Below are 13268 nucleotides of genomic sequence, written 5' to 3'. Positions count from 1 at the left end.
ATTACTCAGATAAAATTCATAGATAGAGAACACATAATGCAAATATTTGGCAAAATTTTGGGCGCGTTTTTTGGCTTTTTATTTGGAGGGCCACTCGGTTTAGTTTTTGGTCTGTTTTTAGGACACCAATTCGATAAAGCTCGCGGATTGAACCAATCAGGCTTCAATAGCTCTGGTTTTGGTCGAGGTCCAAGCCAAGCAGAAAGACAGAACGAGTTTTTTAAATCCGCTTTTGCGGTTATGGGGCACGTTGCTAAAGCGAAAGGGCAGGTAACGCCAGAAGAGATTCAACTCGCTTCTACCATGATGGAGCGTATGAACCTGCATGGCGAACAGCGTAAAGCAGCGCAAGATGCATTCCGTGACGGCAAAGAGAGCGACTTCCCTCTGAACGACGTACTTGAGCGAGTTAAAATCTCATCGGGTGGTCGTTTTGATCTTCTGCAGTTCTTTCTAGAGCTTCAGGTATCTGCCGCATTTGCGGATGGAAGTTTGCACCCGAGTGAACGTCAAGTTCTGCATAAAATAGCGCAAGGGCTTGGGTTTTCGGCAGCACAACTAGAACGCCGCTTGCAGATGCAAGAAGCTGCGTTCCGTTTCCAACAGCAAGGTGGAAGCTTTGGTGGCCATCAGGGTCATGGGCAATCATCAGGTTGGCAACAGGCTTCGCAACAGAACCAACTTGGCGACGCATATAAGGTTCTTGGTGTGAGTGAAAGTGCTGACGGTAAAGAGGTGAAGAAAGCCTACCGCAAGCTGATGAATGAACATCACCCAGATAAACTGATGGCGAAGGGCTTACCGCCTGAGATGATGAATGTTGCGAAAGAGAAATCGCAAGAAATTCAGAATGCTTATGACCTGATAAAGAAAGTAAAAGGTTTTAAGTAATTGAACACTAAACCGAGTAATAACAAAGTTACTCGGTTTTTTATTAAAGGGAATTATATGACGGTAACGTATCAGGATGTTCTAGAGTTTTGGTTCGATGAGTTGACGCCTAAAGATTGGTTTACTGGCGGCGCCGAGATTGACACTTTGATAGAGTCTCGATTTTCTGAATTGCATAAAGCAGCCATTCAAGGCGAGCTATTTGAGTGGCGCCAAACTGCGCAAGGACGATTGGCTGAGATTATCGTACTTGATCAGTTTTCTCGAAATATTGGTAGAAAAAGTCCGACAGCATTTTCTGCTGATCCGATGGCGTTGGCTCTAGCCCAAGAGGCGGTAGCGGGTGGTTTTGATCACCAGCTTAACGAGCAACAGAAAAGCTTCCTGTATATGCCTTATATGCACAGTGAATCTTTGTTAGTCCATGAACAAGCCGTGGAACTCTTTTCTCAAACGGGATTAGAGCATAATCTGGACTTTGAGTTTAAGCACAAGGTTATCATTGAGCGATTTGGTCGCTATCCGCACCGTAATGAGGTGTTAGGGCGAGCTTCGACTCCCGAAGAGATTGAGTTCTTGCAGCAACCGAGCTCAAGCTTTTAATTGTAGAAATACGGTCAAAGAATTGAGAAGAGGCTAGAGGTTAATAAAAACCTCTCGCCTCTTTTTTACTTTAGTGATCAACTTTAGCCTTAGAGCTAGTTTGCTTGGTTGAGCGACCAATCGTATTCATAACTGATGTTTTGAGTATTGGTTACTGCTTCAATTCGATATTGTTCTAAGTGCTGAATAAGCTGTTTCTTCGTACCAAAATCCACAGCAAACCATTCGTAAATCGATGATAGTTGAAGCTTATTGTTTGTAACCATCACGCCTTTGTCACTGCTTACAAACTCAGTTGCAGCTTGCTCTAGCAAGGCTTCAGTATTTTTAGAGGTAAAAGCGTCAGGTTGTAAGTTAGGGCAACCTAGGCTGGCACAGTTCACTGCATAATGCGTGCGAGGATCTTGCCAAATTGGTCTTAGGATTCGGTGTTCAATGTCATTGAGTGTCAGTGATTTCCCATTAACGACTACCACATCATCTCCCCACGGACCGAAACTAAATAGTCCGCCAAGTTTAGTTATGGATTTGATCGGGTAGGCATCAAGAATCAAATCGACAGTCACGGCGTTGTATAGGTTAACCCAATAGGCATACTGCTCCGCTTTTGAATAGTCGAGCGGATTCACCTGTTCGAGTTGCTTGATGTATTGTTTAAGCTTTGTTTTATCGGCGGTGTTCACTGCTTTATAGCGAACTAACGTATTTTGCCCCTGTTTAACCAAGTAGCTATCGAGGAATTGCTGCCAATCTTGATGAGATACCTGTTCTAGGTTGGTTTCGTCGCTTTGCTTCCAGTATGGCCAAAGATCGGATTTAGGCGCAGACCAAGCTAAGGTTGAGAAAAGTAGGCTGACAATAAAAAGTAGTTGTTTCATGGCATTCTCCTGATGACTGACTACTAAGACCTTAAGGCTTACCATTTTCTTTCATTGCTCTTCATTTAAATAAACATATGAAGTTAAGTTAAAAGCTTAGCCAAATAAAAAAGGTTGGCACTTGGCCAACCTTTAGATTTATTCAGAAACGTCTCATTATTTTAGGAAGCTAGGAATCTTAGCTTCAAACTCTGAGATCTTATCGGCATGTTGAAGTGTAAGGCCGATATTATCTAAACCATTCAGTAAGCAGTGACGACGGAACTCATCAATTTCAAACGAGTACTCTTTGCCGTTCGCGCTGACTTTCATTGCTTCTAGATCAACCGTAATTTCTGCACCTTCATTCGCTTCAACGAATTGGAATAGCTCATCCACTTCTTGCTCAGTCAATCGAACTGGCACCATTTGGTTGTTGATCGAGTTACCGTAGAAAATGTCGGCAAAGCTTGGTGCGATCATTACTTGGATACCGTAATCGGCAAGCGCCCACGGTGCGTGTTCACGAGATGAACCACAACCGAAGTTTTCACGAGCTAAAAGAATTGAAGCGCCTTGGTAGCGAGCTTCGTTCATTACAAAATCAGGGTTTGGCTGTTGGCCTGCATCGTCTAGGAAGCGCCAATCGTGGAACAAGTGCTTACCAAAACCGATGCGGTTTACTTTCTGTAGAAACTGCTTTGGAATGATCGCATCAGTATCGATGTTGGCCGTATCTAGAGGAACGACTAATCCGGTGTGTTGTTGAAAACCTGACATGTTAAATCCTCTAATTAAAGTTCACGAATATCGACAAAGTGACCAGCGATAGCCGCTGCGGCTGCCATTGCTGGGCTAACTAGGTGCGTACGACCATCACGGCCTTGGCGACCTTCAAAGTTACGGTTTGATGTAGAAGCACAGCGCTCTTGTGGACCTAGACGGTCGTTGTTCATCGCAAGACACATAGAGCAACCCGGTAAACGCCATTCAAAGCCTGCTTCGATGAAGATCTTATCTAGGCCTTCAGCCTCAGCTTGTGCTTTAACTTGCTCTGAACCCGGAACGATAAGCGCTTGAACATGTTTCGCTACTTGACGGCCTTTCGCTACCGCTGCTGCTGCACGCATGTCTTCGATACGAGAGTTAGTACAAGAACCCACGAACACTTTATCTACGTTGTAATCAGATAGAGATTTACCGGCTTCAAGACCCATGTAAGCCAGCGCTTTTTCAGCTGATGCTTTTTCTACAGGGTCTGCGAAGCTTTCTGGTGCAGGGATTGGTGTGTCTACTGAGATAACCTGACCTGGGTTGGTACCCCAAGTGACTTGTGGTTTGATGTCTGCCGCTTCTAATGTAACAACTGCATCGAATTCTGCATCAGCATCGGTTTTTAACGTATCCCAGTATTCGATTGCTGCTTCTAGGTCTTCGCCTTCTGGAGAGAACTTACGACCTTTGATGTACTCGTATGTCGTTGCATCTGGAGCGATTAAGCCTGCTTTAGCGCCAAGCTCGATTGCCATGTTACATACTGTCATACGACCTTCCATCGTAAGGTCGGTAATTGCCTCACCACAGAATTCAACTACGTAGCCAGTACCGCCAGCAGCCGTTGTTTTACCGATGATCGCTAGCACGATGTCTTTTGCAGTGATGCCAGGAGTAACCTTGCCTTTTACTTCGATCTTCATGGTTTTAGCGCGAGCTTGTTTTAGCGTTTGCGTAGCTAGAACGTGTTCCACTTCTGAAGTACCGATACCAAATGCTAGTGAACCAAATGCACCGTGTGTAGCCGTGTGCGAGTCACCACATACGATGGTCATGCCCGGTAGCGTAATACCTAGCTCAGGACCCATTACGTGCACAATACCTTGGTATTTGTGGTTTAGATCGTAAAGCGTGACACCAAACTCTTCACAGTTCTTCGATAGCGTTTCCATTTGGATACGAGCCATCTCACCAGAAGCGTTGATGTCTTTAGTTTGTGTCGATACGTTGTGATCCATGGTCGCGAAAGTCTTGCCAACTTGGCGAACTTTGCGGCCTTTCTCACGCAAGCCATCAAATGCTTGAGGTGACGTTACTTCGTGAACTAAGTGACGATCGATATAAAGAATTGGTGTTTCGCCCTTCGCTGCAACCGCAACGTGAGCGTCATAAACTTTTTCGTATAAGGTTTTTGCGTGCTGGTTTGTCGACATAGCTTTTCTTCCTTGGGAGCATCAGTCCCAGTGTTTGTTTCGAGCCAAGTCATGCGGTTTACGCTGACTTGGCTTGATATTATTCTTATGTACTTGCTTCTAATCGGAGCCTTTAGCTTATGAAGCTAAGATGTACTCAGCGATCTTGTCACCCATTTCAGAGGTAGTCAGTGCTTGGTTTTTGCCAGCAAGGTCTGCCGTTAGCTCGCCTGCAGAAAGTGCGTTAGAAACCGCTGCTTCGATGTCTTGTGCTGCCGCTTCTTCGCCTAGGCTGTAACGAAGCATTAGGGCTGCAGAAAGGATTTGCGCGACTGGGTTTGCGATGTTCTTACCTGCGATATCTGGTGCGCTGCCACCTGCTGGTTCGTATAGGCCGAAGTTGCTTTCATTTAAACTTGCAGAAGGAAGCATACCCATAGAGCCAGTGATCATTGCGCACTCATCAGAGATGATGTCACCAAAGATGTTTGAACATAGCATTACGTCAAACTGAGATGGGTCTTTGATTAGCTGCATGGTCGCGTTGTCGATGTACATGTGGTTTAGCGTGACATCTGGGTAATCTTTTGCGATTTCTTCAACCACTTCACGCCATAAGATAGAGCTCTGCAGAACGTTTGCTTTATCGATTGAGTAAACGTTTTTGTTACGTAGACGTGCAGATTCAAACGCAATCTTGGCAATACGTTCGATCTCGTAACGGTGGTAAACCTCGGTATCAAAAGCTTTCTCAGTTGCGCCTTCGCCTTCACGACCTTTAGGTTGGCCGAAGTAGATGCCGCCTGTTAGCTCACGAACTACAACGATGTCGAAGCCGTTACCTGAAATGTCAGCACGCAAAGGCGAGAAAGACTCTAGACCTTTGTGGATTTGTGCAGGACGTAGGTTACAGAACAGTTGGAAGTGTTTACGTAGAGGAAGTAGGGCACCACGCTCTGGTTGATCGTTTGGTGGAAGGTGTTCCCACTTAGGGCCGCCAACCGAGCCAAATAGTACTGCGTCAGATTCTTCACAGCCTGTTACTGTCGCTTCTGGAAGTGGACAGCCGTGGTTATCAATTGCGATACCACCAACATCATACTCTTCACGAGAAAAGCTAATCGCATGCTTCTTTTCAATCGCGTCTAGCACTTTGTGTGCTTGCTGCATTACTTCTGGGCCAATGCCATCACCAGGTAGTACGGCAATCTTGTATGATTTATCAGTCATGTTAATCCTTTAATTCTTGTTACTGAGCTCTTTCGCTCGTTTTAAATTTTGTCCCTAAAGCCAATAACATCGGCTCTAGGGCTCTGTTATTGGGTGTTTAAACTGTTGCGATTCTTTGCTGTTTCATTTCAGCAATGGTGTCTGCGCGTTGAATGCTATTAATAACGTGCAGTAGCGCCTGACCAGAGGCCTCAACGATATCCGTTGAAACGCCCGTACCGTGGTACTTACGGCCTTTATAGTTAGCAATAATATCAGCTTGGCCTAAGCCATCTTCGCCTTCACCTTTCGCGGTAAGGTCGAATTTATCCAATGCAATTTCGTAACCCGTTAAGCGGTAGATACATTGGTATAAAGCATCAACAGGTCCGTTACCGACAGCCGCTTCGCATTTCTCTTCATCACCACATTGCAGCTTGATGCTAGTGGTAGACATAACACTACCAGATTGTACGCTTAGGTAGTTAAGTTTATAGAAGTCATCTTCGTCACGTAGATTTGCGAAGTGCATTAGTGCTTCTAGGTCGTAATCGAATACTTGGCCTTTACGGTCAGCCAGTTTCAAAAAGTCTTCGTACAATGAATCTAGGTTGTACTCATTGTCTTTGTAGCCCATTGCGTCCATGTGGCTCTTAACGGCTGCACGACCACTGCGGCTTGTTAGGTTCAATGCTTTGTTTTTCAAGCCAATAGACTCAGGTGTCATGATCTCGTAAGTGTTCTTGTTCTTAAGCATGCCATCTTGGTGGATACCTGAAGAGTGGCTGAACGCGTTAGCACCAACGATTGCTTTGTTGTCTTGAATTGGCATATGGCAAAGCTGGCTAACCAATTTACTGGTACGGTGAATCTCTTGATGATTCAAACCAGTATGAACACCTAGTAACTCTTGGCGAGTTTTGATGATCATTGCGATTTCTTCTAAAGAACAGTTGCCCGCACGCTCACCGATACCGTTAATAGTACCTTCAACTTGACGAGCACCGGCTTGTACCGCAGCAATTGAGTTAGCAACCGACATACCCAAGTCATCGTGACAGTGAACAGAGATGATTGCTTGGTCGATGTTTGGAACGCGATCAAATAGCGTTTTGATAATGCCACCAAACTCGTTAGGTACTGTGTAGCCCACTGTGTCTGGAATGTTGATGGTTTTCGCGCCCGCGTTGATTGCCGCTTCAACCATACGACATAGGTTGTCGATAGGTGTACGACCGGCATCTTCACAAGAGAACTCAACATCGTCTGTGTAGTTGCGCGCATGCTTTACCGCTTTTACTGCCATATCGACAACATCGTCGTAGCTACGGCGTAATTTATCTTGCACGTGAACCGTTGATGTAGATATGAAGGTGTGAATACGGAACTGCTCAGCGACTTTTAACGCTTCTGCAGCGGCATCGATATCCTTCGCTACAGCACGAGAAAGTGCACAGATTCGGCTGTCTTTAATATTTTTTGCGATGGTTTGTACTGACTCAAAGTCGCCTGGTGATGACACCGGAAAGCCCGCTTCAATAACATCTACACCCAGTCGTTCAAGTGCATAAGCGATCTGTAATTTCTCTTTTACCGTTAAGCTTGCAGCCAACGCTTGCTCGCCATCACGTAAGGTCGTGTCAAAAATTATCACTTGATCGTTCATGGGTGCTTCCTTATATCGATAATGAATCGATTGCTATCCAAATTATTATTAAGAATGATGTTCTTTTAAAAGTGCCAGTTACAAAAAAACCCGCTCAGCGCGGGTTTTAATATTTGTGTAGTTCTTGACCCACAACTTACCCGCGCGATTGGTTCACGATAAGGAGAAGTTTCAGCAGTCGAGAAGAAGAAAAAATCATTACACAAATATCCGTAAATAAACTGTTAACACCATATTTACCGCAATTTATTCTGAGCGTCAAACAAGAAAATCCAATATCAGCGTGCTTTGGCGGTGTTTTTTTTTGGTTTGTGCTGCTTGCGTGTTGTTTGCTGGTGTTATCAGCTGATTGAGTGTTTTGTACTGGGCGGTTAGTTTATCGTTTGGCTGATGTGTAGGTTAAAACTTTGTAGTAAATCTTTTTGATGGAACGATTCACCAATAAAATTAAAAGGGTGGCTAAATTAATTAATCATTTGATTAAATAGTGAGTAATTAATCTTCTACAACCATGTCGATTTATCCCTATAATTAATCGTGTGATTAATTATAGGGATAGGTCTCAGTGATGGCAGCGCGTAAAGCAGGGCGACCTCAACAGAATCTAGATGTACGGCAGTTACTCATTGAGCACGCTCGAGATCTGTTCGTGGTTCAACCGTACGACAAGGTATCGACTCGCTTAGTTGCTGAGCGAGCGGGTGTGAATATTGCGATGATTCGCTATTACTTTGGCAGTAAAGCCGGATTGTTTGAGGCGATGCTGCGTGAAACATTACGCCCTATGCAATTACAAATGCAGAGACTCGTTGATGAAAGCAGTCATGAGAACTTTCTTGATTTAATGCGGACTTACTACAAAGAGATGGTCAAAGTGCCGAAGTTTCCTCGCTTGATAGCCCAAGTGATGAATATGCCTCCCTCTGAAGTGCAAAGAGAGTTGCTCGAAAAGGTTTTCCTCGATGTTGCAAAGCCAGCCCAAGATGTCATTTTTGAAAAGTTGGTTGAACAAGGCATCTTAAAACAGAACATGGATCCAAAATTGTGCCGTATTTCGTATGTAAGCTTGATGGTGTTTCCTTTCATCGCTCCGCCGCCTTTATTGGCAATTCATGGGATTGAGATTAATGAAGAATTTCTTAATCGTTTAATCGAACACAACATTCAATTGATGACTGAAGGCTTTATTAACGCACCGAGCCCTTCTTCCGTGCAGGACCAAAGATAATGAAAATAAATAAAAAACTACTCTTCTTTCCAGCACTTGCGGTTGGTGTGATTGGCCTTGTCGCCGCGATTAACTTGAAGCCGGATCTTCCAACCAAACCTGCGGGTGATAGGGCTCGCTTAGTTGATACTGTGAGCCTAGAACAACAACTGATAGCGCCGTTAGCGGTCGGCTTTGGCAAAGTGGTGCCTAAAGTTGAATGGAAAGCGATTGCTGAGGTGACAGGACAGATCGTGTATCGACATCCAGATCTTGAAAAAGGCCAGGTGATCCCTGCAGGAACGGTCGTGCTCAAGGTTGATCCATTGGATTACGAATTGAAACTGATACAAGCAGAGGCGGATCTAAAATCAAGCCAAACCTCATTAGCGAAATTGAATCAAGAAGAAGACAACCTTAATCAGACTCTTAAGATCGAAAAGAATCGTTTGGTGATCAGCAATAAAGAGCTACAACGTAAACAGGATCTGCGTAAGAAAGGGCTCACCTCTCAATCGGATGTCGACCTGCAACAACAAAGCGCATTGTCTCAGCAGAAGTTGGTATTAGATATCGCGAACCAAATCGCGTTGATGCCAGATGAAAAGCGTGTTGCGGAAGCGGTGATTAAGGTCAACGTGTCTAAGGTAAAAGAGGCGCAGCGCTCTCTCGATAAGACCACGATCACTTTGCCAAGAGCGATGCGAATTGCTCAGGTTGATATCGAACAAAATCAAGTAGTAAACCTTCAGCAGGAGATGTTTATTGCTCACGGGATTAATGTCATGGAAGTAGAGGCGCAACTTTCTATTCACGATATGCAAACTTTAGCCTCCAGCTTTAACCAATTTCCTCGCGATGCTGCAGGAATCCCTAATCCTTATGAAGCGCCAATCAAAGCAAGCATTCAACTTAACAGCGGCAACCTGAACCTCAGTTGGCCAGCGAAGGTGGCAAGAATCAGCGAAACAGTTGATGAAAACCAAGCGACGGCGGGGATTATTCTCGAGATCGCTCAAGATTACTCACAATTGCAACCAGACAGCGCGACGCCTTTGGTTAACGGTATGTTTGTCAAAGCTGAGATTGAGGGTGTCGCCAATCTAAGTTGGGTGGTTCCAGAGCGAGCACTGCATGGTGATAAGGTTTACCTGATGGATGACAACCAGCGTTTGCAAGTGGTCAATGTTGAAGTGCTTTATCGCAGAGACAATCAAGTGGTTGTGAGTGGAGAGCTACAAACTGGAGATAAACTGGTTCTCAATGATGTCCTGCCAGCAATAGAAGGCATGTTACTGAGAGAGTCCAACTCTGAAGAGGCTGAGCTTGAATCAGATACTCAGGAGAGTGCGTCATGATCAAGTTTTTCTCTCGGCACCCAACAGCAGCAAACTTGTTGATGCTTGGGTTGTTGATCTTGGGTATAAGCTCACTATCAACCATCAAACGTGAAACCTTCCCAGCTTACGATCCGCCTTACATTATGGCTGCGATTGTTTATCCCGGCGCCTCTCCAAAAGAAGTGGAAGAGAGCTTGTGTGTGCGAATGGAAGATGCAGTAGACGGCTTAGCCAACATTGAAGAAACTCAGTGTGAAGCCATCGAAGGCAGCGCTCGTTTAATTCTAAAGTTAAATGAAAAAGCGGACATCGGCCGAATGCTGGTGGATGTGCAAACCCAGATCAACTCGATCAATGATTTCCCAACTGAGATTGAATCGCCTGTTGTTCAAGAGCTAGATTGGAATGAACCGGTTGTCGATATCGCTATAACAGCCGAAACGTCGTGGCCAGAACTTAAGGCCTACGCGGAAGATCTTAAGCGCACCATGAAGCTTGATTACGATGTCTCTTTGGTCGAGGTTAGCGGCTTCTCGGATCATCAATATCGAGTGGAACTGGATACCCAAGCTATTCGTCAGTTGGGTTTGAGTGTCGGTGATATCGCGGATCAAATTGGTCGACAGAATGTAAAACTGCCGAGTGGTAACGTTGAAACACCAGACAAAAACTTTCTGATTCGTTTCGACGAGAGACGAGTTACGCCTGTTGAGCTGGAAAGCATCGTGGTTGGATCTGCGCCTAATGGCTCGGTGATTCGTTTGAGAGACATAGCCAAAATAACCGACCGCTTTGAGCTTGATGAGCAAAAGGTGCTATTTGATGGCAAGCCTTCAGCGCTGCTTAAGATCAGTAAGAACAAAGAAGACGATGCGCTGCGAATCAAAGAGAACGTAACACGATTCGTTGAAGATCAAAGCGCGATTGCTCCTGATGGCGTGACACTACAAATGACCAACGATCTCTCATCTGTACTTTGGGATCGTTTAACCATGATGGCGCGTAATGGCTGGCAAGGTATTGTGCTGGTGTTCGCCACCATGTGGTTGTTCTTCAGCTTACGTTATTCGTTTTGGGTAGCGGCGGGGTTGCCGGTAGCCTTCCTTGGTGGTTTGTTTTTAATGGCCAATCTTGGTTTATCGATTAACATTATGTCGCTGGTCGGCTTATTAATGGCGATTGGTATCATGATGGATGACGCCATCGTGATTGCCGAATCGATAGCGTCCCATTTAGATCGGGGGCAAAACGTTGATGATGCGGTGTACAACGGCGTTAAGAAAGTGTTTCCCGGAGTGTTGTCTTCTTTCTTAACCACGGTGTGTATTTTCGGTAGCTTACTGTTCCTAGATGGCGAGATGGGCGCGGTGCTTAAGGCCGTTCCTCAAGTATTGATTTTGGTGCTGTCGTTGAGCTTAATCGAAGCCTTCCTAATTCTGCCTAATCACCTGTCTCACTCGCTGCATAAAGAAAAAAACGATAAGCCAGCGCTGCGCTTCAAAGTGGTGTTGCTTGAGAAGTTTGAGAACTTCCGTAATACCACTTTGATGAACATGGTTGAGAAAGTCGTGACGTTCCGCTACGCCTTTATGGGCGGAGTGATTACGCTATTGTTGCTTTCAGTAGCCTTGATTGCTGGCGGGGTTGTTAAGTTTCAACCTTTCCCTGAGCTGGATGGTGATATTGCCGAAGCGCGAATCATTCTTCCGCCGGGCGCATCACTGTCTCAAACCGAGAAAGTGGTCGACAAAATTGTCGCGTCGGCTGAGCGCTTGAACAAACAATGGAGCGAAGAGGTTGAAGAAGGCAATACACTGGTCGAGCATATCACCAGCCAATTCAATGCCAACGCCGATGCCAATGAATCAGGCCCACACTTAGCCACAGTGCGTTTAGATCTGCGTGGAGCAGAGAGCCGTAACACGGTTATCGATGATTTCATTGATGCATGGCGAGAGGATATCGGTGACTTGGCGGATCCTATTTCATTGGTGTTCAAGCAACCTACTATGGGGCCGGGCGGTCGTGCTATTGAAATTCGCGCCAAACACGATGACCTGAGCGCATTGAAATCCGCTTCTTTGGATATTCAGGAGTACCTTAATCAGTTCGATGGGGTGCATGGCGTGCTTGATGATATGCGCATGGGTAAAGAAGAGATCTTGGTGAAGCTGCGCCCTGGAGCCGAAACCTACAATGTGAATGGGCAGATGATTGCTTCCCAATTGCGTGCGGCTTTCTTTGGGCAAACGGCGGATGAGATTCAAATCGGCGTTGAAAATATCTCGATTGAAGTGCGTCTTGATAAGGAGCAAGCGGGCGACATACAGCAGCTAGCTAACTTCCCAATCATTACCGCAGATGGCAGTCAGATCCCGCTAGCAACGTTGGCGACATTAGATTTCCAGCGTAACTACGTGCGAATTCAGCGTATTGATGGGCTGAGAACCATCAGTATTTTTGGTGATATTGATAATAAGAAAGCGAGTTCATCCGCGATTTTGGCTCAGTTCCAAAAAGATGAAGCCGCCAAACTTATTCAGAAGTACCCGGGTTTACGCTTTGATTTCGAAGGGGAGGCCAAGGATGCAGCCAAGACTGGCGCTTCGATGGGCAAAGGATTCTTGCTCGGCTTATTCGGCGTGTTTGCGATTCTTAGCTATCAGTTCAGAAGCTATTTAGAGCCTGTGGTCGTGATGTTAGCGATTCCACTCGCTTTTATTGGGGTGGTCGTTGGTCACTGGATACTTGGCCATTCTTTGAGTATGCCAAGCATGATGGGCTTTGTGTCGCTTGCCGGAATTGTGGTTAATGATTCCATCTTGTTGGTGCAGTACATTCGTCACCATGTCGATGAGGGAGATAGCGTGCATGACTCGGTGGTGAAAGCCAGTCGCGAGCGTTTCCGAGCGGTATTCTTGACCTCAATGACGACTGCGGCAGGTTTGCTACCGCTGTTGACGGAAACCAGCTTACAGGCTCAGGTTATCCAGCCACTGGTTATTTCGATCGTATTCGGCATATTTGCCTCGACCTTATTAGTATTGTTTATGATCCCAGCGGCCTACGCGATATTGGCGGATTTCGGTTTGGTGAAAAAGCACGAGCCATTAGCCCTATAGCCTTTAGCGTTTAATTATTTGCGAGCTCTATTATCATTAGCGAACGCTATAACCATTGACACGATAGAAGTAGCGTTTGCTTGCTTATATAAAGAATTGAAAACATAGAAGAATAAAGCGGCCTTGGGTCGCTTTATTTTTATCGGTCGCTTCTATCGCCATCCTGACTTGATCCATTGACCTGTCT

Annotated in this window: 10 protein-coding genes; 5 read left to right on the top strand and 5 right to left on the bottom strand. The window is 45.5% G+C overall.

What is annotated here, in order from left to right:
* Positions 1–36 precede the first annotated feature (36 nt).
* Both djlA and AB4154_RS13890 read left to right on the top strand, forming a co-directional pair.
* Positions 37–891: a co-chaperone DjlA gene (gene djlA / locus AB4154_RS13895; protein ID WP_017061385.1), complete on the top strand. Its 855-nt coding sequence runs from the start codon at positions 37–39 to the stop codon at positions 889–891.
* A gap of 57 nt (positions 892–948) precedes the next feature.
* A complete protein-coding gene (locus AB4154_RS13890) occupies positions 949–1494 on the top strand; it encodes a DUF924 family protein (RefSeq protein WP_017066942.1) in 546 nt (181 codons plus the stop codon).
* A 95-nt stretch (positions 1495–1589) separates the two neighbouring features.
* Here AB4154_RS13890 and AB4154_RS13885 read toward each other — a convergent pair whose 3' ends face one another.
* The 5 genes from AB4154_RS13885 to leuA form a co-directional block, all read right to left on the bottom strand.
* Entirely contained in the window at positions 1590–2372 is a 783-nt protein-coding gene (locus tag AB4154_RS13885; protein ID WP_102393669.1) for a DUF547 domain-containing protein, read from the bottom strand.
* A gap of 156 nt (positions 2373–2528) precedes the next feature.
* Positions 2529–3131, bottom strand: a complete 603-nt coding sequence (leuD, locus tag AB4154_RS13880) for a 3-isopropylmalate dehydratase small subunit (RefSeq protein WP_017062937.1) — start codon at positions 3129–3131, stop codon at positions 2529–2531.
* A 14-nt stretch (positions 3132–3145) separates the two neighbouring features.
* A complete protein-coding gene (gene leuC / locus AB4154_RS13875) occupies positions 3146–4558 on the bottom strand; it encodes a 3-isopropylmalate dehydratase large subunit (RefSeq protein WP_017062936.1) in 1413 nt (470 codons plus the stop codon).
* A 117-nt stretch (positions 4559–4675) separates the two neighbouring features.
* Complete coding sequence (leuB, locus tag AB4154_RS13870; protein WP_372123320.1) at positions 4676–5767, bottom strand: 3-isopropylmalate dehydrogenase; 1092 nt, start codon at positions 5765–5767, stop codon at positions 4676–4678.
* 97 nt (positions 5768–5864) lie between these two features.
* Positions 5865–7412, bottom strand: a complete 1548-nt coding sequence (gene leuA / locus AB4154_RS13865) for a 2-isopropylmalate synthase (RefSeq protein ID WP_372123319.1) — start codon at positions 7410–7412, stop codon at positions 5865–5867.
* Positions 7413–7980: 568 nt separating this feature from the next.
* Here leuA and AB4154_RS13860 point away from each other — a divergent pair.
* The 3 genes from AB4154_RS13860 to AB4154_RS13850 are packed head-to-tail and all read left to right on the top strand — an operon-like array spanning position 7981 to position 13081.
* Positions 7981–8640, top strand: coding sequence for a TetR/AcrR family transcriptional regulator (locus AB4154_RS13860; protein WP_017062933.1), 660 nt, complete (start codon positions 7981–7983; stop codon positions 8638–8640).
* On the top strand, positions 8640–9977 hold the full coding sequence (locus tag AB4154_RS13855) for an efflux RND transporter periplasmic adaptor subunit (RefSeq protein WP_050053092.1): 1338 nt from the start codon (positions 8640–8642) through the stop codon (positions 9975–9977). The genes AB4154_RS13860 and AB4154_RS13855 overlap by 1 nt, the downstream gene beginning before the upstream one ends.
* Positions 9974–13081 carry an efflux RND transporter permease subunit gene (locus AB4154_RS13850; protein WP_372123317.1) on the top strand — a complete coding sequence of 1036 codons (3108 nt, stop codon included), beginning with the start codon at positions 9974–9976 and terminating at the stop codon, positions 13079–13081. The genes AB4154_RS13855 and AB4154_RS13850 overlap by 4 nt, the downstream gene beginning before the upstream one ends.
* The last annotated feature ends 187 nt before the right edge of the window (positions 13082–13268 follow it).

The sequence above is a fragment of the Vibrio sp. 10N.286.51.B11 genome (assembly GCF_041469245.1).
Taxonomy (GTDB): domain Bacteria; phylum Pseudomonadota; class Gammaproteobacteria; order Enterobacterales; family Vibrionaceae; genus Vibrio; species Vibrio crassostreae_C.
This window is presented reverse-complemented; position numbering and strand designations above follow the sequence as displayed.

Excerpts from the sequence above, each read along its gene's own strand:
- AB4154_RS13855 (WP_050053092.1), top strand. The coding sequence starts at position 8,640 with ATGAAAATAAATAAAAAACTACTCTTCTTTCCAGCACTTGCGGTTGGT.
- AB4154_RS13850 (WP_372123317.1), top strand. The coding sequence starts at position 9,974 with ATGATCAAGTTTTTCTCTCGGCACCCAACAGCAGCAAACTTGTTGATG.
- AB4154_RS13885 (WP_102393669.1), bottom strand. The coding sequence starts at position 2,372 with ATGAAACAACTACTTTTTATTGTCAGCCTACTTTTCTCAACCTTAGCT.
- AB4154_RS13890 (WP_017066942.1), top strand. The coding sequence starts at position 949 with ATGACGGTAACGTATCAGGATGTTCTAGAGTTTTGGTTCGATGAGTTG.
- leuC (WP_017062936.1), bottom strand. The coding sequence starts at position 4,558 with ATGTCGACAAACCAGCACGCAAAAACCTTATACGAAAAAGTTTATGAC.
- leuB (WP_372123320.1), bottom strand. The coding sequence starts at position 5,767 with ATGACTGATAAATCATACAAGATTGCCGTACTACCTGGTGATGGCATT.
- leuD (WP_017062937.1), bottom strand. The coding sequence starts at position 3,131 with ATGTCAGGTTTTCAACAACACACCGGATTAGTCGTTCCTCTAGATACG.
- leuA (WP_372123319.1), bottom strand. The coding sequence starts at position 7,412 with ATGAACGATCAAGTGATAATTTTTGACACGACCTTACGTGATGGCGAG.
- AB4154_RS13860 (WP_017062933.1), top strand. The coding sequence starts at position 7,981 with ATGGCAGCGCGTAAAGCAGGGCGACCTCAACAGAATCTAGATGTACGG.
- djlA (WP_017061385.1), top strand. The coding sequence starts at position 37 with ATGCAAATATTTGGCAAAATTTTGGGCGCGTTTTTTGGCTTTTTATTT.